Origin of the sequence: Rhodanobacter sp. Soil772 (genome assembly GCF_001428385.1) — a bacterium.
In the GTDB taxonomy this organism is placed as follows: Bacteria; Pseudomonadota; Gammaproteobacteria; order Xanthomonadales; family Rhodanobacteraceae; genus Rhodanobacter.
Genome location: NZ_LMSK01000001.1, coordinates 171118 through 190823, shown reverse-complemented (window position 1 = coordinate 190823; position 19706 = coordinate 171118). Strand labels below are relative to the sequence as shown.

General features: G+C 68.4%; 20 protein-coding genes, 1 tRNA gene and 1 pseudogene. 6 read left to right on the top strand and 16 right to left on the bottom strand.

All coding sequences use genetic code 11. The annotated features are described in order from the left end of the window. Nucleotides 1-7 precede the first annotated feature (7 nt). Nucleotides 8-766, top strand: a complete 759-nt coding sequence (locus ASG75_RS01000; protein WP_056384897.1) for an enoyl-CoA hydratase/isomerase family protein — start codon at nucleotides 8-10, stop codon at nucleotides 764-766. A gap of 1 nt (nucleotide 767) precedes the next feature. On the opposite strand, the gene ASG75_RS00995 is transcribed toward ASG75_RS01000, so the two are convergent. From ASG75_RS00995 to ASG75_RS00985, 3 genes and pseudogenes are all read right to left on the bottom strand, one after another. After that, the gene (locus ASG75_RS00995; RefSeq protein ID WP_056384895.1) at nucleotides 768-1619 is read right to left on the bottom strand and encodes a sulfurtransferase; all 852 of its coding nucleotides are present in this window, start codon (nucleotides 1617-1619) and stop codon (nucleotides 768-770) included. Beyond that, nucleotides 1616-2397, bottom strand: a pseudogene (locus tag ASG75_RS00990) (DUF1289 domain-containing protein). Before ASG75_RS00990 ends, ASG75_RS00995 begins: the two are co-directional and overlap by 4 nt. Nucleotides 2398-2435: 38 nt before the next feature. Then, a complete protein-coding gene (locus ASG75_RS00985; RefSeq protein WP_056384893.1) occupies nucleotides 2436-3152 on the bottom strand; it encodes an FKBP-type peptidyl-prolyl cis-trans isomerase in 717 nt (238 codons plus the stop codon). Between the two features lie 166 nt (nucleotides 3153-3318). On the opposite strand from ASG75_RS00985, the gene ASG75_RS00980 reads away from it, so the two are divergent. Continuing rightward, nucleotides 3319-4101 carry an enoyl-CoA hydratase-related protein gene (locus tag ASG75_RS00980; protein ID WP_056384891.1) on the top strand — a complete coding sequence of 261 codons (783 nt, stop codon included), beginning with the start codon at nucleotides 3319-3321 and terminating at the stop codon, nucleotides 4099-4101. A 24-nt stretch (nucleotides 4102-4125) separates the two neighbouring features. Here ASG75_RS00980 and ASG75_RS00975 read toward each other — a convergent pair whose 3' ends face one another. The 6 genes from ASG75_RS00975 to ASG75_RS00950 form a co-directional block, all read right to left on the bottom strand. After that, nucleotides 4126-5034, bottom strand: a complete 909-nt coding sequence (locus ASG75_RS00975) for a DUF1684 domain-containing protein (RefSeq protein ID WP_056384889.1) — start codon at nucleotides 5032-5034, stop codon at nucleotides 4126-4128. Beyond that, nucleotides 5018-5926, bottom strand: a complete 909-nt coding sequence (locus ASG75_RS00970; protein WP_056384887.1) for a DUF1684 domain-containing protein — start codon at nucleotides 5924-5926, stop codon at nucleotides 5018-5020. Before ASG75_RS00970 ends, ASG75_RS00975 begins: the two co-directional genes overlap by 17 nt. A 34-nt stretch (nucleotides 5927-5960) precedes the next feature. Then, nucleotides 5961-7760: a DNA mismatch repair endonuclease MutL gene (mutL, locus tag ASG75_RS00965; protein WP_056384885.1), complete on the bottom strand. Its 1800-nt coding sequence runs from the start codon at nucleotides 7758-7760 to the stop codon at nucleotides 5961-5963. 56 nt (nucleotides 7761-7816) lie between these two features. Then, nucleotides 7817-9319 (bottom strand): N-acetylmuramoyl-L-alanine amidase, encoded by a 1503-nt coding sequence (locus tag ASG75_RS00960; protein ID WP_056384883.1) that lies wholly within the window; start codon nucleotides 9317-9319, stop codon nucleotides 7817-7819. Nucleotides 9320-9483: 164 nt separating this feature from the next. After that, the gene (gene tsaE / locus ASG75_RS00955; protein WP_200935617.1) at nucleotides 9484-9963 is read right to left on the bottom strand and encodes a tRNA (adenosine(37)-N6)-threonylcarbamoyltransferase complex ATPase subunit type 1 TsaE; all 480 of its coding nucleotides are present in this window, start codon (nucleotides 9961-9963) and stop codon (nucleotides 9484-9486) included. Next, complete coding sequence (locus ASG75_RS00950; RefSeq protein WP_056384878.1) at nucleotides 9956-11455, bottom strand: bifunctional ADP-dependent NAD(P)H-hydrate dehydratase/NAD(P)H-hydrate epimerase; 1500 nt, start codon at nucleotides 11453-11455, stop codon at nucleotides 9956-9958. Before ASG75_RS00950 ends, tsaE begins: the two co-directional genes overlap by 8 nt. Nucleotides 11456-11494: 39 nt before the next feature. On the opposite strand from ASG75_RS00950, the gene queG reads away from it, so the two are divergent. Continuing rightward, nucleotides 11495-12568, top strand: coding sequence for a tRNA epoxyqueuosine(34) reductase QueG (gene queG, locus ASG75_RS00945; RefSeq protein ID WP_056384876.1), 1074 nt, complete (start codon nucleotides 11495-11497; stop codon nucleotides 12566-12568). Between the two features lie 4 nt (nucleotides 12569-12572). Here queG and panD read toward each other — a convergent pair whose 3' ends face one another. The 5 genes from panD to pcnB form a co-directional block, all read right to left on the bottom strand. Next, complete coding sequence (panD, locus tag ASG75_RS00940; RefSeq protein WP_056384874.1) at nucleotides 12573-12965, bottom strand: aspartate 1-decarboxylase; 393 nt, start codon at nucleotides 12963-12965, stop codon at nucleotides 12573-12575. A 100-nt stretch (nucleotides 12966-13065) separates the two neighbouring features. Continuing rightward, nucleotides 13066-13911 (bottom strand): pantoate--beta-alanine ligase, encoded by an 846-nt coding sequence (gene panC / locus ASG75_RS00935; protein ID WP_056384873.1) that lies wholly within the window; start codon nucleotides 13909-13911, stop codon nucleotides 13066-13068. 19 nt (nucleotides 13912-13930) lie between these two features. Beyond that, nucleotides 13931-14722, bottom strand: a complete 792-nt coding sequence (gene panB, locus ASG75_RS00930) for a 3-methyl-2-oxobutanoate hydroxymethyltransferase (protein ID WP_268793534.1) — start codon at nucleotides 14720-14722, stop codon at nucleotides 13931-13933. Nucleotides 14723-14817: 95 nt separating this feature from the next. Then, nucleotides 14818-15297 carry a 2-amino-4-hydroxy-6-hydroxymethyldihydropteridine diphosphokinase gene (gene folK, locus ASG75_RS00925; RefSeq protein WP_056384869.1) on the bottom strand — a complete coding sequence of 160 codons (480 nt, stop codon included), beginning with the start codon at nucleotides 15295-15297 and terminating at the stop codon, nucleotides 14818-14820. Continuing rightward, nucleotides 15294-16649, bottom strand: a complete 1356-nt coding sequence (pcnB, locus tag ASG75_RS00920; protein ID WP_056386902.1) for a polynucleotide adenylyltransferase PcnB — start codon at nucleotides 16647-16649, stop codon at nucleotides 15294-15296. Before pcnB ends, folK begins: the two co-directional genes overlap by 4 nt. Nucleotides 16650-16841: 192 nt before the next feature. Between pcnB and ASG75_RS00915 the strand changes: the two genes are divergently transcribed. Both ASG75_RS00915 and fdxA read left to right on the top strand, forming a co-directional pair. Beyond that, nucleotides 16842-16917, top strand: a tRNA-Glu gene (locus tag ASG75_RS00915). Nucleotides 16918-16965: 48 nt separating this feature from the next. Continuing rightward, the gene (gene fdxA, locus ASG75_RS00910) at nucleotides 16966-17289 is read left to right on the top strand and encodes a ferredoxin FdxA (RefSeq protein WP_056384867.1); all 324 of its coding nucleotides are present in this window, start codon (nucleotides 16966-16968) and stop codon (nucleotides 17287-17289) included. Nucleotides 17290-17358: 69 nt separating this feature from the next. Here the strand turns inward: fdxA and ASG75_RS00905 are convergent, their stop codons facing one another. Next, on the bottom strand, nucleotides 17359-17949 hold the full coding sequence (locus ASG75_RS00905; protein WP_056384865.1) for a hypothetical protein: 591 nt from the start codon (nucleotides 17947-17949) through the stop codon (nucleotides 17359-17361). 33 nt (nucleotides 17950-17982) lie between these two features. Continuing rightward, nucleotides 17983-18879, bottom strand: coding sequence for a 4-hydroxy-tetrahydrodipicolinate synthase (gene dapA, locus ASG75_RS00900; RefSeq protein WP_056384863.1), 897 nt, complete (start codon nucleotides 18877-18879; stop codon nucleotides 17983-17985). A gap of 31 nt (nucleotides 18880-18910) precedes the next feature. On the opposite strand from dapA, the gene ASG75_RS00895 reads away from it, so the two are divergent. Continuing rightward, entirely contained in the window at nucleotides 18911-19585 is a 675-nt protein-coding gene (locus tag ASG75_RS00895) for a glycine cleavage system protein R (protein ID WP_235580121.1), read from the top strand. Nucleotides 19586-19706 lie beyond the last annotated feature (121 nt).

The following is a 19706-nucleotide window of genomic DNA, read 5'->3' as shown; positions in this document are numbered from 1 at the left end:
GTTCACCATGCTCAACATCACCAACCATGACAACGGGATCCGCGAGATCCAGCTGGCCCGTCCACCGGTCAACGCACTGAATCTGGAGCTGCTGCGCGCGTTGCGCGCTGCCGTCGACGACGCCGCGCGCGACGGTGTGCGCGGCATCGTGCTGTCCGGCGCGCAGGGGTTGTTCTCGGCCGGCGTCGACATACCGGCCCTGCTCGGCCGCGACCGCGCCGGCGTGCGCGAATACTGGCGCGAGTTCTTCGCGTTGTGTGCCACGCTGGCGCACGCACCGATTCCGCTGGTGGCGGCGATCACCGGCCACAGCCCGGCCGGCGGCGCGGTGCTGGCGCTGTTCTGCGACTACCGGGTGATGGCCGAAGGTCCGTACCGGATTGGCCTCAACGAGGTGCAGGTCGGGCTGATCGTGCCCGAGGCGATCCAGCTGGCGCTGCGCCGCGTGGTCGGCACCTATCGCGCCGAGCGGCTGCTGGTCGCCGGTGCCATGATCGAATCGGCCGAGGCGGTGGCTTGCGGCTTCGTCGACGAACTCACCGGCGTCGACCAGGTCACCACCCGCGCCATCCGCTGGCTGGGCGAGTTGCTGGCGCTGCCACCGCACGCGATGCTGGCCACCCGCACGCTGGCCCGCGCGGACCTCGCCGCGGCCTACGCCGATCTGGACGCGCTGCCGCTGGACGATTTCGTCGAGGCGTTCTTCCACCCGCAGACGCAGGCGGTGCTGCAGCAGTTGGTCGCCCGGCTCAAAGAGAAAAAATGAATCAACCTTTCGCCACCGGCCGCGACGGGTCGCTGACCCAGCCGCTCCACGATGGGGCGTACAGCCGCGAGCCGTGCAGGCCGGCGTGTTCCATCGCCAGCAGGTTGTGGCAGGCGGTGACGCCGGAGCCGCACATGTGCACCACATGCGAGGGTGCGTTCACGCCGAGCACCGCCAGGAACTCATCGCGCAGTTGCGCCGCCGGCTTGAAGCGGCCGTCGCTGCCGAGGTTGTCGGCGAACGGCCGGTTCAGCGCGCCGGGCACGTGGCCGCCGACCCGATCCAGCGGCTCGACATCACCGCGGTAGCGGGGCGCGGCGCGCGCATCGAGCAATTGGCCGGCCGCGCCGTCGCGCACCGCCACATGATCGAGCAGCACCTGGTTCGCGTTATAGCGCAACGACACCTTGCTGACCGGCCGCGGAGCGGCCGCGCCGGATTCGACCGGCAGGCCGGCCGCCAGCCACGCAGCGTAGCCGCCATCCAGCACCGCCGCCTCATGTACGCCGACCAGGCGCAGCAGCCACCACAATCGCGCCGCGGCCAGCGCGCCGCCGGCGGCGTCGTAGCTCACCACCTGCATGCCCGGCTGCCAGCCCCAGCACGACAACAGCGCGTTGAACGCGGACTCCAGCGGCAACGGATGCCGGCCCAGGCCTTCGGCCTGGCGCGACAGGTCGGACAGGTCACGGTCGAGGCTGGCATGGACGGCGCCCGGGATATGGCCGTCCAGATAATCACGCTCGCCTTTCGCCGGATCGGTCAGGTCGAAGCGGCAATCCACGATCAGCACCGCATGCGCTGGCAGCGCAGCCAGTTCCGTCGCGTCAATCAAGGTGGTCCTCAGCGTCATGTGCGTCCCATCCTCTGCAACAGGTTGTACAGCATCGCGGCGGTGGCGCCCCAGATGCGGTGGCCGCCGTGAATGAATTCCACCATCGGCCGCTGGTGGCCGCGGAATTCCATCGTATAGCGGCGCAGGTTGGCCGGTTCCAGCAGGAACGCCAGCGGCACCTCGAACACCTCGGCCACCTCGTCCGGCGCCGGATACAGCTGCGCCTCGGCCGCAATCTTCGCCACCACCGGGGTGACGCAGAAACCGCTGATCGTTTCGAAGCGGTCGAGATAGCCCAGCGGCGTCACCAGCGCGCGGTCGAGACCGATCTCCTCCTCGCTTTCGCGCAATGCGGTGGCGAGTGCGTCGCCATCGCCCGGGTCGCTGCGCCCGCCGGGAAACGCCACCTGGCCGGCATGCGCCTGCAGGTTGTCGGTGCGCACGGTGAGCACCAGCCGCGGCTGCACGCCTTCGCGAAAGCCCACCAGCACGGCCGCCGGCAAGCGCTGACTGCTGCCGAGCAAGCGGGACATGTCCGCGTGGTTCCAGCCCGGCCCGGTCGGCGGCGCCGACAACGGCCGCAGGGCGCTGACCAACTCGCCGATCATGAGGTCCTGCGCAGCGGCAGGATATCGCGCATCACATGCAACCGTTCGGTGTCGCTCATCGCGCGCCAGCGACCGATCTCCTCGCCGCTGCGCTGGCAGCCGATGCAATAGCCGCGCGCATCCAGCCGGCAGGTGCCGATGCAGGGCGTCAATGGTGGAGTTTCGGCGGGGATCGGGGCGTTCGACATGCCCCGCCATGCTACCACCGCGGGACTTGAGCAGGCTCTCAGGGCTTGCCCGTATCCGGCTTGATCGCGAGCAGCTCGATCTCGAATACCAGTGCCTCGTTCGGGCCGATCCGCGGCAACGCGCCGGTTTCGCCGTACGCCAGCTGCGGCGGAATCACCACCTTCCAGCGATCGCCCACGTGCATGCGCGGAATCACGTCCTGCCAGCCGCGGATCACCTTGTCGACGGTGAAACTGACCGGCGCGCCATGCGCCCAGGTGCTGTCGAACTCGGTGCCGTCGACCAGCATGCCGCGGTAGTTCACCGTCACCGTGCTGCTCACGGTGGGGCTGGCCTTGCCGCTGCCCTTGCTCAGCACCGCGTACTGGATGCCCGACGGCAGTTGCACCACGCCGGACTGCCGCCGGTTCTGCGCCATGTACTGCGCGCTCTTGCGCGCATTGAGAGCGGCGATCCGGTTGAACTCGGCCAGCGCATCGGCATGCATCTGCTGGTCGAGCCGCTGCAATTGCTGATGCATGTCCTGCATCGACACGCTGGGATGGCGCCTGGCGTAGGCATCCTGGATCGCCCGCACCAGCATCGGGATTTCCACGTCCGGCTTGCCGTCGGCGAACTGGCTGCCGATCTGGTAGCCGATCGCGTACGACAGCTTCGCCTTGTCGGGCTTCGTCGTCGGCACCGCACTCTGCGCATGCGCCACTCCGCCCAGCAACAGCACTGCGCCGAGCAGCCCGCAACGCAGATGTGTCATGCCTTTCTCCACCGGGCCTTTCCCTATCGCGACAATCGATCCTGACGGTTCATCCTAAGCGGTTCGCGCGATTCGTGCAGCGCTGGCGCTCGTGGCTTGAGAAACCCCGCGGCGGCAAAGGTTCCCGCTGCTACCATCGCGTTTTTGCACTGATCGGGAACCACTCATGGCCTATCGCAACCTGGAAATCAGCAACCGCGGCGCAGTGCGCACGATCGTGGTCAACCGCCCGGACAAGCTCAACGCGTTGAACCGCGACACCCTCAACGAGCTGAGCCTGGTGTTCGCGCAGGCCGCGCAGGACGACGCCGTGCGCGTGGTGGTGTTGACCGGCGCCGGCGAGAAGGCGTTCGTCGCCGGCGCCGACATCGCCGAAATGAACGGCTACACGCCGGTGCGGGCGCAGGGTTTCTCGCGTGCCGGCCAGCGCCTGATGACGTCGATCGAGCGGCTCGGCAAGCCGGTGATCGCGCGCGTGCAGGGTTTCGCGCTCGGCGGCGGCATGGAGCTGGCGATGGCCTGCCACCTGCGCGTGGCCAGCGAGAAGGCGAAGTTCGGCCAGCCGGAAATCAACCTCGGCCTGATCCCCGGCTTCGGCGGCACCCAGCGCCTGCTGCGCCTGGCCGGCCGCGGCGCGGCGCTGGAGCTGTGCCTGACCGGCGCGCCGATCAACGCGCAGCGTGCGTACGAGCTTGGCATCGTCACTCGCGTGGTCGCGCCCGAAGCACTAGACGAAGCTGTGAACACGCTGGCCGACCAGCTCGCCGCGGCCGCGCCGCTGGCCGCCGCCGGCATCCTCGACGCCGTACTGCAAGGTGGCGAGACCGCGATCGATCAGGGCCTGGAGTTCGAGACGCAGGGTTTCGCGCTGGTGTTCTCCACCGAGGACATGCGCGAAGGCACCGCGGCATTCCTGGAAAAACGCAAGCCGCAGTTCACCGGGCGTTGAGCCGAACCATCGCGTGGCGGTAGCTCAGTGCTCACCGCCAAGAAACTTCATCTCGCCCGCGGTCACCGGCAGCTTCAGCCGATTCTCCGGCGGCGCCAGCGGGCAGACCACGTGCGGGGTGATCGCGCATGGCGGGTTTTCGGCCAGGTTGAAGTCCAGCAGCACCTTGCCGTTCTTCGGCGCCGCGGCGTACAGGAAGCGCGCGCCGCCGTAGGTCAACCGCCCCGCCGTGCGGTCGGTGAACACGAAGAACAGCCGGCCATCCTCGTCGATCGGCAGCAGCTCGTAGGTGTGGCCATCGCGGTGGAACACTGCCTTGCCCGCGATCGGCGTATCGCTCACGGTGCCGGTGACGTAGGCGATCTTCAGCATGTGCGGCGTGGCGAACGGCACCCAGTCCGCCTCGATCCGCCACAACGGGTCGATCGGGAAATAGTCGAAGCCGGGGAAATGCGTGCGCAGCGGCGCGTCGTTGTTCTTCGCCCGCAGGCCGCGCTGCGTGCCGTTCTCGATCACGTACAGGTAACTGCTGCCGAAGCCCGCGCGGGTCGGCTGCTGCTTGCCGTCCGGACCTTGCGTACGCAATACGTTGACGGCCGCCGCCGGCTGGCCGTCGATCGTGATCCCATGGGTTTCCGCCAGCTGCAGGCTGACCTGTCCGTCCGCCGCCAGCTGCAGCGTGCCCAGGTGCGCGGGCGCGCCGGGAACCTCGAAGCGGTTGTCCGCCGCGCTGCCCACGCTGTTCGCGCCGGGCTGCAGCCAGCCCGAGGCGGTGAACGCCAGATAGCCGTCCACGCGCTTCAGCTGATCGACGCGCTCGGCGCGCGCCCTGGTCACCGCAGCGGCGTAATTCTCCGGCGTCGCGGCCGGCACGGAAAACGGAACCAGCCACATCAGCGCGGCGACCGCGCACCACTCAGTGATTCGAGCCACGGTAGTTCTTCTCCCCGGCGGTGACGCGCAGATCCAGCCGGTTTTCCGGCGGCGCCAGCGGACAGGTGGCGAACGGGGTGAACGCGCACGGCGGGTTGTACGCCTTGTTGAAATCCAGCACGACCTTGCCGTCTTGCGGCGGGTCGATGTACAGGAAACGCGCGGCGCCGTAGGTTTCCTTGCCGCTGGTGCGGTCGGCGAACACGATGAAGTACTGCGCGTCGCCCGGCACCTCGATCACCGGCAGGATCTCGAAGTGCTTGCCGTCGCGGGTGAACTCCAGCTTGCCCGGCACCGGGTACTTGTCGATGGTGCCGATCACCGAGCCCATCTCCAGCGTCTCGCCCGGCTGCGCCGGCACCCAGGTCGCCTCGATCCGCCACGACGGGTCGATCGGGAACGCATCGATGCCGAGGAAATGCTGGCGCGTCGGCGCCTGCGTGTCCTTCACCCGCAACCCCTTGCGGCCATCGCGGTCGATCACGTAGAAGCTCGCGCTGCCGAAACCCACCCGGGTCGGCGCAGCGTCCGCGCCGGCGTGCAGATCGTCCACCAGCGCGGCTTCCGTCACGGCCTTGCCGTCGATGGTGGCGCCGCTGTCCTTGTCCAGCGCGATGCGCATGCTGCCATCTCGCGCCAGCGTGACCACACCCAGATGCGCGGGGCCGGCGCTCAGCACGATGTCGTTGTCGGCGGCGCTGCCGACGCGGTTCGCGCCCTCCTTCAGCCATTCCAGCCCGATCAGACTCAGCCAGCCGTCCGGCGCGGTCAGCCGTTCGACCCGGCCGGCCTGCCACTGCTCGATGCTTTGTTTGTAACTATCGATGTCGGCGGCTTGCACGGTAGCGACTCCCAGGATGGCGGCGGCAACAAACAGGCTGGTACGTATCATCAATATCTCCAGCGAAACGTTTCTTGAAGGCGCGTCAACGGCCGCGCATGAACAACTTGTCGAGCTCGGCCAGGCTCAGCTGAACCCAGGTCGGACGCCCATGATTGCATTGTCCGGAGCGTTCGGTCGCCTCCATCTCGCGCAGCAGTGCGTTCATCTCGGGAATCGTCAGGCGCCGACCCGCGCGCACTGAACCGTGGCAGGCCATCGTGGAGAGCAGTTCGTTCTCCAGCTCCTGCAGGCGGCGCGAGCTGCCGTGCTGGGCCAGTTCGGACAGCACATCACGGCTGAGCTGGGCTACGTCGGCGCCTTCCAGCAGCGCAGGAATGCGCCGTACCACGATCGTCGCCGGACCGCTGCGCGACAGCTCCAGGCCCCACTCGACCAGCGCCTCGGCATGCTCCTCCGCGGCGGCCACTTCCTTCGCGCTGACCGCGATGGAAAGCGGCACCAGCAGCACCTGCGAGCGCAGGTTGCTGGTGACGCGACCGGCTTTCAACTTTTCGTAGGTGATCCGCTCGTGCGCTGCATGCATGTCGACCAGCACCATGCCGTGCGCATTCTCGGCCAGCACGAAGATGCTCTTCAGCTGGGCGATCGCGAAACCGAGCGGCGGTGCCTCGCCCTCCGCCGTTTCCGGCAACGGCGTGGGCACACCAGCGATGGATGGCGAGGCACCGAGCAAGGCCGCGTAATCGGCCAGCGGTTCCTCGCGCGTGCCCAGGCTCAGCCGACTCTGGCTGGACGGGCTGGGCCAGGCCACCGGAGCGGGTGGCGCATACGGGTAACCGGCCATCGGTGCCGGCTCCGTCGCCGGCAGCGTACCCAGTCCCGCGCGCGTCTGCGCCAGCGCCTCGTGCAAGGTGCGGAACAGGAAATCGTGCACCAGCCGCTGCTCGCGGAAACGCACTTCGTGCTTGGCCGGATGCACGTTCACGTCGACGCCCGCCGGATCGAGTTCCAGGTACAGCACGAACGCGGCGTGACGGCCGTGGAACAGCACGTCGGCATACGCCTGGCGCACCGCGTGGGCGACGATGCGGTCGCGCACCAGCCGGCCGTTGACGTAGAAATACTGCGAATCGGCCTGTGCGCGCGATGCTGTAGGCAGGCCGACCCAACCGGACAGATGCAGGCCGGCCGCGGCGTGGTCGATGCGCAGGCTTTGCGCCGGAAACTCGTCGCCGAGCACCTCGGCCACGCGCTGCAGCTGCGCCTGCTCGTCGCGTGCGGCCTTCCAGATACGCACCGGTTTGCCGTTGTGGCTGAGCCGGAATTCGACCGAGCCACGTGCCAGCGCCAGCGATTTCAGCAAGTCGTCGATATGCGCGAATTCGGTACGCTCGGCGCGCATGAATTTCCGTCGCGCCGGCACGTTGTAGAACAGGTCGCGCACCTCGACGCTGGTGCCCTGCGGATGCTGCGCCGGACGCGCCGCCTGCAGCTTGCCGCCGTCGACCTCGATGCGGAACGCGGCGTCCTGGTCGCGTGCGCGCGAAGTCAGCGCGAAGCGCGCCACCGACGACACCGAAGCCAGCGCCTCGCCGCGGAAACCCATGCTGGCGACGTGTTCCAGATCGTCGAAGCTGCCGATTTTGCTGGTCGCGTGCGAGGCCACCGCCAGCGGCAGTTCGTCGACATGGATGCCGCCGCCGTCGTCGCGCACGCGGATCAGGCGCGCGCCGCCGGCCTCGATATCCACCTCGATGCGCGTGGCGCCGGCGTCGAGACTGTTCTCGACCAGTTCCTTGACCACCGAGGATGGGCGCTCGATGACTTCGCCGGCAGCGATCTGGTTGATGAGTTCGGGGGGAAGCAGGCGGATGACGGTCATCCGCGAACTTTAGCAGCGAACGCCCGCGAAGCCGTCGGCGAGCGAACCGGCCGAGGTCAGCCGGTGGGGATGGTCAGCGTCGTGCCGGCGCGTACCGTGTTGCTGTTTATCTGGTTCGCATTCTTCAATGCGCCGACGCTGACCCCGTACTGCCGCGCGATGCTGCTCAGGCTTTCGCCGCGCCCGACCTTGTGCAGGTCGCGCGCATGCGTTTCCGTCCGCGACGCGACCGTCTTGCCGGCGCCGGCATCCGAACTGGATGCCAGTCGGACGCCACTGCGGCGCGCGGCCTCGGCCGCAAACCAGGTGCCGGGCGGCGGCGTGGATTCGAAATAATTCCGCACGCCGCCCATCACCGCTTCGGCGAGCTTCTTCTGGTGCGCCGGATCGCGCAGCCTGCGCTCTTCGGCCGGATTGCTGATGAACGCGGTCTCGACCAGGATCGACGGCACGTCCGGCGAGCGCAGCACCACGAAGTTCGCGCGCTCGACATAGCCGCGATGGGTCGGACCCAGCTGGCCCAGCGCCTTCAACACGTTGCCGGCGACCACGTCGCTGGCCTGCATGGCCCAGCCCTGTTGCAGGTCCAGCAGCACCTTGGCCAGGCTGTCGTCCTTGTCGTCCAGCGTGGTACCGCCGATCAGGTCGGCGCGGTTTTCGCGGTCGGCCAGCCAGCGCGCGGCCTCGCTGGTCTTGCCGCGCGGCGACAGCACCCACACCGACGAGCCGCGGGCATCGTCGTTGGTGAACGAGTCGGCGTGGATCGAGACGAACAGGTCGGCGTTGTTCTCGCGGGCAATCTGGTAGCGCTGTTTGAGCGGGATATAGAAATCGCTGTCGCGGGTCAGCACCGCCTTCATGCCCGGCTGGCGGTTGATCTGCGCCGCCAGCTCGCGCGCCACCGCCAGCGTGACGTTCTTTTCGAGCGTGCCGCCGGGGCCATGCGCGCCCTGGTCCTTGCCGCCGTGGCCGGCGTCGATCGCCACCACCACCTGGCGCTGGCCGTTGAGCATCGCTGCCGCCTGCTCGGCCGCCACGCGGCGGCTGTGCGTGGGGTTGCTGTACGACGGAACCGCCACAGGTGCCTGGGCGACAGGCGCAGGTGCGGCCTTGGCCGGCGCGGCCGTGGCGACGCTGACGCTGACGCTGGCATCGGCGTTGGCGTCGGCGGGATACAGGTCCAGCACCAGCCGATAGTCTGTGCCGCTGGCCGGCTTCAGCACGAAACTCTTCAGGCGGCTGGCCGGGGCGACCCTCGCGGTCAGCTGCATGCCGTCGCCGACACGGGCGTGGCTCATGCCGCGGTACAGGCCTTGCGCGGACGGACTGGAAAAACTGCTGGTAGTGCGGCTATCCGGCAGGTCGACCACGACCTGGCCGTCCTTCTGGCTGATCGTGTAACGCAGCGGGCCGGAGGCGTCGAGCACCACGCGGGTGTATTCGGGGCCGGCCCAAGCTCGCGCACCCTTCAAGTCTGCTGCCCGCGTCACGCATAGCGGCGCCGCCGCCAGGATCGCGACGACAACCCACCCACCCCAGTTGTTCAGGTAACCCCTCATGAGCCGCATTGAAGCGCAGCGATGTGTGGAATGCAAGAGTTTTTCCCTTAAGTATCCATAGCCTGCACACCATTCATCAGACCGTGTCAAGTTATGGACCGCAAGTCACACATTCCGAACAGATCCTTGCCAGAATCGCCGGATCGCAATTTTTCCAGGAAGAGTCAGTACTTAGCCAGCCGCGCCTGCAGCCGCTCGCCCCGTACGGTGAACGCGCGCAGCGACGCCTGGCGGCCCTGACCGGCATAGTCCAGCTGCAGTTCGAGATCCGCCGCCGGCAACGCGCCGGCGCCACGCTCGGGCCACTCCACCAGCACCAGCGCCGCCGGGTCGGCCAGCGCGTCCAGGCCCAGCCACTCCAGTTCGCCGGGATCGGCGATCCGGTACAGGTCCAGATGCCAGGCCGGCCGATCCCGCGCCGTATAACCCTCGACCAGGCTGTAGGTGGGGCTCTTGACCCGTTCACCCACGCCCAGCGCGGTCAGCAAGGCGCGCGCGAAACTGGTCTTGCCGGCGCCCAGCGGGCCATGCAGGTACAGCACCATGCCGCCGTCCAAGGCGCTGGCCACGCGCGCAGCCAGCGCCGCGGTGGCGGCCTCGTCGGGCAGCGTCCACGCCAGGTCGATATCGGCCGGCTCAGTCATGTTCACGTTCGTATCCCGTCATGCCGTTGCCCAATGCCCGCAAGGGAGCCAGCAGGTCGCTGGCCAGCAGCCCGCGCTCGCCCTGCTGGGCGGCGCGATCACCGGCCCGCGCATGCAAGCCGACGCCGAGGCAGGCCGCCTGCCAGGCGCTGCAACCCTGCGCCAGCAGGGCCGCCACGATGCCGGTGAGCAGGTCGCCCATGCCGCCGCCGGCCATTCCCGGGTTGCCCCACGGACAGACGTCCAGACGTCCATCCGGATCGGCGATCAGACTGCCAGCACCCTTCAGCACGACGACTGCGGCGTGGCGCCGTGCCAGTTCGCGCACCGCGGCGAAACGGTCCTGCTCGATGGCGGCGGTGGCCACCCCGAGCAGCCGCGCCGCCTCGCCCGGATGCGGTGTCAGCACGGTCGGTGCACCGAACCGGCGCGGCTCGCGTACCAGCAGGTTCAAACCGTCGGCATCGAGCACCAGCGGTTTGTTCGCGTCCAGTGCGGTCAACCACAACGCATGGCCCCAGGCGGCCTGGCCCAGGCCCGGCCCCAGGGCCAGCACGCTGGCCCGTTCGAGCAGCGGCGCCAACGCCTGCGGCCCGTCGACACCATGCGCCATCAGTTCCGGCCGCGCGGTGTTCAACGCGAACACGTGGCCGGCGCGCGTTGCCACGCTGACCAGGCCGGCGCCGGCACGCAACGCCGACTCGCCGGCCAGACGCGCCGCACCGGCCATGCCGTGCTCGCCGCCGATCACCAGCACGTGGCCGTAGTTGCCCTTGTTCGCGTAGCGCGCGCGCGGCGGCAACGCCTCGGCGACCAGCAGCTGCGCGTCGGGCAGCGTGTCGGTGTAGACGCTGTCGGGCACACCCAGGGTGGCCAGTTCGAGCACGCCAACCTGGTCGGCCGCACGTGCGGTGTGCAGTCCGCGTTTGCCGGCAATGAAAGTGATCGTGACATCCGCGCGAATCGCCGCGCCGGGACAGCTGCCGGTGTCGGTATCCAGACCGCTGGGCACGTCCAGCGCCAGCACCAGTCGGCCGCTCTGGTTGATCGTTTCGATCAACCGGGCCGGCACCGGCTCGGGCGCGCGGTTGAGGCCGATACCGTACAGCGCGTCGACGTGCAGCTCGGCTTCGGGCAATGCCGCTTGCGCGTCCCACAAGCGCACCCGGCCACCGCCCGCCTCCCACGCCGCGCGTGCCGCCGCGGCGTCGCCGTGCGAAGTTGCCGTCAACGCCACCAGCTCGACCTGCAAGCCGGCCTCGCGCGCCAGCACGCCGAGCAGGAAACCGTCGCCGCCGTTGTTGCCGGGGCCGCAGTGGATGCAGACCTGCTGCAGCTGCGGCCAGTGCCGGCGCAGACTGTTCAGCGCGGCGCTGGCTGCGCGACGCATCAGCTCGGGGCCGGAAATGCCCAGCGCCGACAGCGCCGCGCGCTCCATCACGCGCAACTGTTCGACGGTATGCAGATCGCGGCTGTATGGATGGGCAGGCATGCGCGGATTATAGGCACGGGCCGCATCTACAATAGGCGGATGCCCAGCATCACCTCGTCCGGTTCGCCCGATTACGCCGCGCTCGCCCGCGACATCAAGCGCTGGGCGATCGAACTGGGTTTCGCCGACGCCGGCATCAGCGGCACCGACCTGGGCGAGGACGAACAGCATCTCGAACGCTGGCTCGAACACGGCCACCACGGCAAGATGGAATACATGGCCCGGCACGGCACCAAGCGCACCCGCCCGGCCGAACTGGAGCCGGGCACGCAACGGGTGATCTCGGTGCGCATGGACTACATTCCGCCCGGCACCGCGAACGCTTGGGGCGTGCTGGGCGACGCCGAGGCCGGCTACGTGTCGCGCTATGCGCTGGGGCGCGACTACCACAAGCTGATGCGCAGCCGCCTGCAGAAGCTGGCCGAGCGTATCCACGGCGTGGTCGGCGACTTCGGCTATCGCGCCTACGTGGACTCCGCGCCGGTGCTGGAGAAGGCGCTGGCGCGCAACGCGGGGCTGGGCTGGATCGGCAAGCACACCGTGCTGATCAACCGCCACGCCGGCTCGTACTTCTTCCTCGGCGAGCTGTACACCGACCTGCCGCTGCCGGTCGACACACCGGCCAGCGCGCACTGCGGCAGCTGCACGCGCTGCATCGAGGTGTGCCCGACCCAGGCGATCCTGGGTCCGTATCGGCTCGACGCCAAGCGCTGCATCTCGTACCTCACGATCGAGCTGAAAGGCAGCATTCCGGAAGAATTGCGCACGCCGATGGGCAACCGCATCTTCGGCTGCGACGACTGCCAGCTGGTGTGTCCGTGGAACAAGTTCGCGCAGGCCACCACCGAGCCGGATTTCGCGCCGCGGCACAGCCTCGACGGCGCGAAGCTGGTCGAGCTGTTTGCGTGGAGCGAGGACGAATTCCTCAAGCGCACCGAAGGCATGGCGATCCGCCGCACCGGCTACGAGGGCTGGCTGCGCAACATCGCGGTGGCGCTGGGCAATGCGCCGAAGTCAGCGGCAGCGGTCGAGGCGCTCAACACCCGCGCCGATCACCCGTCGGCGGTCGTGCGCGAGCACGTGGCATGGGCGCTGGCGAAACAGCGCGGCTGAAGGATCAGGCCGCGGCCATCTGCTTGGGAATGGAACGGTTGGTATGGCTGATGCGGTTGCCCGGGCCCGGCGCGATGTAGACGCAGGTGGGCTGGTACTGTTCCAGCTCCGCCTCGCTCAACTGCACGAAGGCCGCGATGATGACGACATCGCCCGCTTGCGCGCTGCGTGCAGCACTGCCGTTGACCGAGATGATGCCCGAGCCTTCCTCGGCGCGCAGCGCGTAGGTGACGAAGCGCTGGCCGCTGTTGACGTTCCAGGCGTGGATCTGCTCGTACTCGCGGATGCCCGAAGCATCCAGCAGCAAGCCGTCGATCGCGATCGAGCCTTCGTAGTGCAGCTCGGCGTGGGTCACCGTGGCGCGGTGGATCTTGGCCTTGAGCATGTTCAGGTGCATGACATTCTTTCCAGCAGGGACATCCTGCAAAGTCGGCAATTATCGAACCGATGACGTTGCACCGCAACATCAGCGGCAACGGCCCCGATATGCGGGCAACTCAGTCGAACAGCAAGTTGTCGATCAGGCGGGTATTGCCCAGACGGGCCGCGACCAGGGCCACCAGCCCCTCGTGCTCGCCTTCGGCCGGCTCGGCCAGGTCCTCGGCGCGGCGGATCGCCACGTAATCGGGCACGAAACCCGCCCGCGCCAGCCGCGCGGTGGCGGTCTGTTCGATGGCCTGCCACGGATGCCCTTGCGCCAGCAATTCGCGCATTTTCAGCAAGGTGTCGTGGATCAGCGGCGCGCGCGTGCGCTCCTCCGCGCTCAGGTACTGGTTGCGCGAACTCAGCGCCAGGCCGTCGTCGGCGCGCAGGATCGGCGCCGCCACCACCTTCACCGGCAGCCCCAGGTCGCGCACCATCCGCTCGACCACTTTCAGCTGCTGGAAATCCTTCTGGCCGAACACCGCCACGTCCGGCTGCACCAGGTTGAACAGCTTGCACACCACGGTAGCCATGCCGTCGAAATGCCCCGGCCGGTGCGCGCCCTCCAGCGTGTCGGTGATCCGCGGCACGTGCACGCTGACGCTGTGTTCGGCACCGAACGGATACATCGTGGCCACGTCCGGCGCGAACAGCAGGTCGCAATCCTGCTCGGCCAGCGCCGCCTGATCCTGCACCAGGGTGCGCGGGTAGCGGTCGTAATCCTCGTTCGGGCCGAACTGGGTGGGGTTGACGAACACACTGGCGACCACCCGTTCGGTGCGCGCCCGCGCCAGCTTGATCAGCGACTGGTGACCCGCGTGCAGGTTGCCCATGGTCGGCACGAAGCCCACCGTCTGGCCTTGGGTGCGCCAGCCGCGGATCGCGGCACGCAGTGCCGGGACGTCTTGTACGGTCTGCATGGGATGTCGACTCGCCAGGTCAGTTGAAACAATGCTCGGGAGCCGGGAACGCGCCGCTGCGCACGTCCTCGGCGTAGGCGGCGATCGCCGCGGCGACAGAATCGCGCCCGCTCAGGAAATCCCTGCTGAACTTCGGCCGCTTGCCCGGGGTGATGCCGAGCATGTCGTGGATCACCAGCACCTGGCCATCGCAATGCGGCCCCGCGCCGATGCCGATCACCGGTATCGTCAGCGCCGCAGTCACCCGCTGGCCCAGCTCCACCGGCACGCCTTCCATCACCAGCAAGTCCGCCCCGGCCGCCTGCACCGCCAATGCCTCGGCCAGCACGCGGTCGGCGGCAGCCTGTTCGCGACCCTGGATGCGGAAGCCGCCGAACTTGTGCACCGACTGCGGGGTGAGCCCCAGGTGCGCGCAAACCGGGATCGCGCGCTCGTTCAGCGCCGCGATCACTTCGAGGATGTGCGGCGCGGCGCCCTCGATCTTCACCATCGCCGCGCCGGCTTCGCCGACCAGCCGCGTGCCGGCTTCCAGCGCATGCGCCACGTCGCGGTCGGCCATGAACGGGATATCGGCCACCAGCAGCGTGGCCGACAGTCCGCGCGCCACCGCGGCGGTGTGGTAGACCATGTGGTCCAGCGTCACCGGCAGCGTGCTGCGATGCCCCTGCACCACCATGCCGAGCGAATCGCCGACCAGCGCGATATCGACGCCGGCCGCCTCCAGCTGCCACGCGAAACTGGCGTCGTAGGCGGTGAGCATCACGATGCGCCGTCCCTGCGCCTTCATCGCAAGCAGGCCTGGCACGGTCACCGGCTTGCGGTCGGGGACACTGGCGTTCTGCACGTACACGGCAATTCCTGGGATGAGGGGTGGCCGCCGATTATCCGGCGCGCCACGGTGATGGCTCAAGCCACGCGTTCACAACCAGCCAGATCGAGGCGGGCGAGCAGCTCCGCCACCGTGGCCTGGCCGAACAAGCGCAGCGTGGGCGCGATGTCGTGCAAGGGCAATAGCACGAACGCGCGCTCGGCCATGCGCGGATGCGGCAGGGTCAGCTGCGGGTCGTCCGACCGCACGCCGTCGACGTGCAGCAGGTCCAGATCCAGCGTGCGCGGGCCGTTGCGTTCGGCGCGCACGCGGCCGGCGCGCTGCTCGATCGCCAGCATGGCGTCCAGCAAGGCGTGCGGCGACAGCGCGGTGTCCAGTTCCACCGCGGCGTTGATGAACGGCGGTTGCTCCAGCACACCCCACGGCGGCGTGCGATACAGCCGCGAACGCTGCAGCAGGCGGGTATCGGGCAGGTTCGCCAACGCCTCCATGGCGTCGAGCAACTGTTGCCGCGGGTTGCCGAGGTTGCTGCCCAACGCGACGTAGGCCAGGGTCACGCGGAGCCTGATTTGTCGCCCGGCCGGCGTCGCCGCCGGCGCGGGCGCGGCGGCTTGGCGGCTACCGGCGCCGCCACGTAATCAGCGGCACTGCCGCCGCCGGCCGGCAGCGCGGCCGCCAGCACGTCCTGCGGCAGCTGTTGCGCATGCGCCCACCACTGGCCCAGTTCGCGCATCGCCGGCGATTCGTCGCCACGCAGCAGCAGGAAGTCGAACGCGGCACGAAAGCGCGGATGCGCCATCAGGCGGAATACGCGCTTGCGCTGGATCTGCTCGAAACGCGGCTGCAGCGACCAGATCTCCTCCATGGTGAAGGTGAACCGGCGCGGGATCGCCACCCGCTGGCACTGCTCGCCGACCACCTGGCCGGCGGCGCGCGACCACGCCTCGTTGCTTTCGACGCCGCGGCCGATCAACTGGTGCGCCACGTCGCGCACTTCGCCCCACAGCAGCACCGCGAACAGGAACGCCGGGGTTACCGACTTGCCTTCGGCGATCCGTGCATCGGTGTTCGCCAGGCCGTGCTCGACCAGCGCGCGCAGCGCCTCGTCGCCGCGCCTGAGCGCACGCGCGGTGGCCGGGAACAGGAACTTCAACAGGCCGCATTGTTCCAGCATGCGAAAGCTCTTCAGGCCGTTGCCGGCCAGGAACATTTTCAGCGACTCGTCGAACAGCCGCGCCGACGCGGCATCGGCCAGCAGCGGCCCCAACGTCTCGAACGGCGCCATCGCGGCGGCGTCGATGTGCATGCCAAGTTTCGCCGCCAGCCGCGCCGCGCGCAGCATGCGCACCGGGTCCTCGTGATAGCGGGTGTCCGGGTCGCCGATCAGGCGCAGCACGCGATCCTCGAGATCCTGCATGCCGCCGACGTAGTCGCGCACCGAGAAGTCGCTGATGTCGTAGTACATCGCGTTGACGCGGAAGTCGCGGCGTACCGCGTCCTCCTCGATCGTGCCCCAGATGTTGTCGCGCACGATGCGGCCGTCGATGATGTGGCGGTCGCCCTCGCCGCCCTCCTCGCCGGTGCCGCGGAAAGTGGCCACCTCGATGATCTCCGGGCCGAACACCACATGGGCCAGTCGGAAACGGCGGCCGATCAGGCGGCAGTTGCGGAACAGCTTCTTCACCTCGTCCGGCGTGGCGTCGGTGGCCACATCGAAGTCCTTCGGCCGCAGCCCCAGCAGCAGGTCGCGCACCGCACCACCGACCAGGTAGGCGGTGTAGCCGGCTTCGTTCAGGCGGTACAGCACGCGCAACGCCGCCTTGCTGATGTTCTTGCGCGAGATGATGTGCTGGTCGCGCGGAATGATCCGCAGCGTTGGCGCGATGTCGTTCCCTGATTCGAGATTCAAGCGGTCGGAATCCTTGCGGGCGAAGCCGCCCTTGGGTTGCAATATATCGCGGCGCGTGGCGCCGCGAATCCGTCCCGCGGGGACGCGGGACGCGTGCACCGGCGGGGTCTGCTTCGAACGGTGCAGGCCGATGCGTGCCAAGCATTGCCGGGCGAAACAATTCCGCTATACTAGCGCGCCTCGCAGGATAACGCTCCCTTCGTCTAGTGGCCTAGGACACTGCCCTCTCAAGGCGGGAACACGAGTTCGAGTCTCGTAGGGAGCACCATTTACCGGGCCGTCTGGCACACTTCCCACAAGCAGGCCCAAGCCGCCCATGACCTTCGTCGTCATCGACAACTGCATCAAGTGCAAGTACACCGATTGCGTCGAGGTCTGCCCGGTCGACGCCTTCCACGAAGGCCCCAATTTCCTGGTGATCGACCCGGACGAGTGCATCGACTGCACCTTGTGCGAGCCGGAGTGCCCGATCAACGCGATCTATCCGGAAGACGACGTGCCGGCCGGCCAGGAAGCGTTCGTGGCGCTGAACGCCGAACTGGCGAAAGACTGGCCGGTGATCACCGAACGCAAGGATGCCCTGCCCGACGCCAAGGCGTGGGAAGGCAAGCCGGACAAGCTCGAGCTGCTGCAGCGCTGAGCCCACCTACCAGACCAAAAAGAACGCCGCCTCGAGGGCGGCGTTCTTTTTGGTGGCGCGACTCGGGGATCAGCCGCCCAGACGCGATTTCAACGCGTCGATCACCTTGCCCACGGCCGCGGCATTGCCTTCGGCGCGTATTTCGCTGGCCGCCGTGCCGCTGCCGTTGATGCTGACCCGAACCTGGTGCGAGCCGGCGCCCGGGGCGCGCACGGAACTGCCCTTGTCGCGCCCGAACATGCGGCCGAAGAAACCTTTCTTCTTCTGCTGCGCCAAGGCGTCGGCAACATTCAGCGTGTAGCTGTGCGTGGCGTCGTCATGGCCGACCACCTCGCCCAGGTTGCCGCTTTCCAGCACCTGGCCGACCCGGCGATAGGCATTGTCCACGCTGTCGGTCAGCACGAAGCCATCGGTGATCTGGCCGTCGGCCGAGCCGACGCTTGCAGTGGCGCCATTGGCGGTCGGCTGGTTCGCGCCCGGCGGCGGAATTACCAGCGCGTCGCTGGTCGACGGCCGGTCGAGGCTCGGCGGGATCTCCAGCGGGGCTTCCTGCACGGCGGTGTCCCACGCCTTGTGCGAGCGGAACGCGCCGCAGCCGGTGAGCAGCAGGCCACTGAGGGCCACGGCCGGCAGGGCCACGAGGAGCGAAGTTTTCTTCATGTAATCGGATTCCGTGAGTAAGTCAGGCAACCGTCAACCGGCCGCAGTCGCCAAGGATGCCAGACTGGACAGCGCTTGGTGCAATCGGGCGCGATCCGGACCGTCGTTCAGTTCCACCAGCGGCAACCTTGGCAGCGCCAGACCCAGCCCCAACACGGGCAGGCCAGCCTTGACCGCGATCGGGTTCGGCGCGCAGTTGAGCGCCTGCACCAATGGTTCCAATGCGGCATGACACCGCGCCGTCGCCGCCTGGTCGCCGCCGGTAGCCGCATCGCACAGGGCACGGAACGCCTGCGGCACCAGGTTGGCCACCACCGAAATGGTACCGGCAGCGCCGGCCAGCATCGCCTCGCCGGCGCTGCCGTCGTCGCCGGACAGATAGACGAAATCTTCGCGCACAAGTTCCACCAACGCCGAAATCCGCTCGCGATCGCCCCGCGCCTCCTTGATCCCGACGATCGCCGGGTGCTCGCGCAGCGCAGCCACGGTCGACGGCAGCAGGTCGCAACCGGTGCGGGTCGGCACGTTGTACAGCAGTACCGGCAGGCCACCGTGCTCGGCCACTTCCAGGAAATGCCGGCGCAGGCCTTCCTGGGTCGGGCGCACGTAGTACGGCGTCACCACCAGTGCCGCATCGGCACCCAGGGTCCTGGCGCGGCGGGTCAGCGCAACCGTCTTGGCGGTGCCGGCCTCGCCGGTGCCGGCGATCACCGGCACCCGCCCGGCCACGCGCTCGAGCGCGAACGCTAGCAGGCGGTCGAACTCGTCGTGCTCCAGCATGTGCGCCTCGCCGGTGGAGCCGGCCACCACCAGCGCCTGGGTACCGCCGGCCAGCTGGTGATCGAGCAACCGGCCGAACGCATCCAGGTCGAGTGCGCCGTCGACCGCGAACGGCGTGGCCAGCGCGCAGATGCTTCCGCGAATGTTCAAGACTCGATTCCGCTACCAAGGCAAGCCTCGCATGTTACTTGCCGCCTCGCGAGGCGGGCAAGTAAGCTCGACCGGAGTAGTCTCATGGCTCCGCGTCGCGCGGGCCGACGACGTCCACAGGCAGACCCTTTTGAAACCTTCCCCCGGCCCCTCTTCCGCCTCCACGCGTTCGGGCAACGACAACCAGTTGCTGATCCACGCGCTCACCCCGGCGACCAAGTCGCCGCTGCTGGCGCTGGCCAAGCGCATCGCCGACGCCGGCTGCAACCTGTCCGAGTCGCGCGTCTCCACCATCGGCACGGAAATCTCGCTGATGTTGCTGGCCACCGGCGCGTGGGACGCGCTGGCCAAGCTGGAAACCGCGCTGGCCAAGCTGACCCGCGACGAGAACATGCGGCTGGTGCATTACCGTACCGGCCCGCGCCAGAACAGCTCGCATTTGCTGCCCTACCTGGTGGAAGTGGTGGCGGCCGACCGGCCCGGCATCGTGGCGCGCATCGTGGATTTCTTCAGCCAGCACGGAATCAGCGTGGAGCAGCTGAACTCTACCCGCTACCAGGCGATGCAGACCGGGGCGGACATGTTCCAGGCCCAGTTCACTATCGGCATCCCGGCGGAAATCCACATCGCCGCGCTGCGCGACGACTTCCTGGAACTGTGCGACGGCTTGAACCTCGACGCGATCATGGATCCGGTCAAATTCTGAGGCGAGGCAGTCTTCCGAGCATCGCGCGTTGGCGCCCGCCTGACAAGGGCTGTCATCGGCTGCCGGACAAGCGCTAGTCTGTGCCCGTGACCCTGCCGGAGGGACGTTGCATTGCAGCCAG

Coding starts and splice junctions, on each gene's coding strand:
- ASG75_RS01000 (WP_056384897.1), top strand. CDS start 8: ATGCTCAACATCACCAACCATGACAACGGGATCCGCGAGATCCAGCTG.
- ASG75_RS00995 (WP_056384895.1), bottom strand. CDS start 1,619: ATGACGCTGAGGACCACCTTGATTGACGCGACGGAACTGGCTGCGCTG.
- ASG75_RS00985 (WP_056384893.1), bottom strand. CDS start 3,152: ATGACACATCTGCGTTGCGGGCTGCTCGGCGCAGTGCTGTTGCTGGGC.
- ASG75_RS00980 (WP_056384891.1), top strand. CDS start 3,319: ATGGCCTATCGCAACCTGGAAATCAGCAACCGCGGCGCAGTGCGCACG.
- ASG75_RS00970 (WP_056384887.1), bottom strand. CDS start 5,926: ATGATACGTACCAGCCTGTTTGTTGCCGCCGCCATCCTGGGAGTCGCT.
- mutL (WP_056384885.1), bottom strand. CDS start 7,760: ATGACCGTCATCCGCCTGCTTCCCCCCGAACTCATCAACCAGATCGCT.
- ASG75_RS00960 (WP_056384883.1), bottom strand. CDS start 9,319: ATGAGGGGTTACCTGAACAACTGGGGTGGGTGGGTTGTCGTCGCGATC.
- tsaE (WP_200935617.1), bottom strand. CDS start 9,963: ATGACTGAGCCGGCCGATATCGACCTGGCGTGGACGCTGCCCGACGAG.
- ASG75_RS00950 (WP_056384878.1), bottom strand. CDS start 11,455: ATGCCTGCCCATCCATACAGCCGCGATCTGCATACCGTCGAACAGTTG.
- queG (WP_056384876.1), top strand. CDS start 11,495: ATGCCCAGCATCACCTCGTCCGGTTCGCCCGATTACGCCGCGCTCGCC.
- panD (WP_056384874.1), bottom strand. CDS start 12,965: ATGCACCTGAACATGCTCAAGGCCAAGATCCACCGCGCCACGGTGACC.
- panC (WP_056384873.1), bottom strand. CDS start 13,911: ATGCAGACCGTACAAGACGTCCCGGCACTGCGTGCCGCGATCCGCGGC.
- fdxA (WP_056384867.1), top strand. CDS start 16,966: ATGACCTTCGTCGTCATCGACAACTGCATCAAGTGCAAGTACACCGAT.
- ASG75_RS00905 (WP_056384865.1), bottom strand. CDS start 17,949: ATGAAGAAAACTTCGCTCCTCGTGGCCCTGCCGGCCGTGGCCCTCAGT.
- ASG75_RS00895 (WP_235580121.1), top strand. CDS start 18,911: ATGTTACTTGCCGCCTCGCGAGGCGGGCAAGTAAGCTCGACCGGAGTA.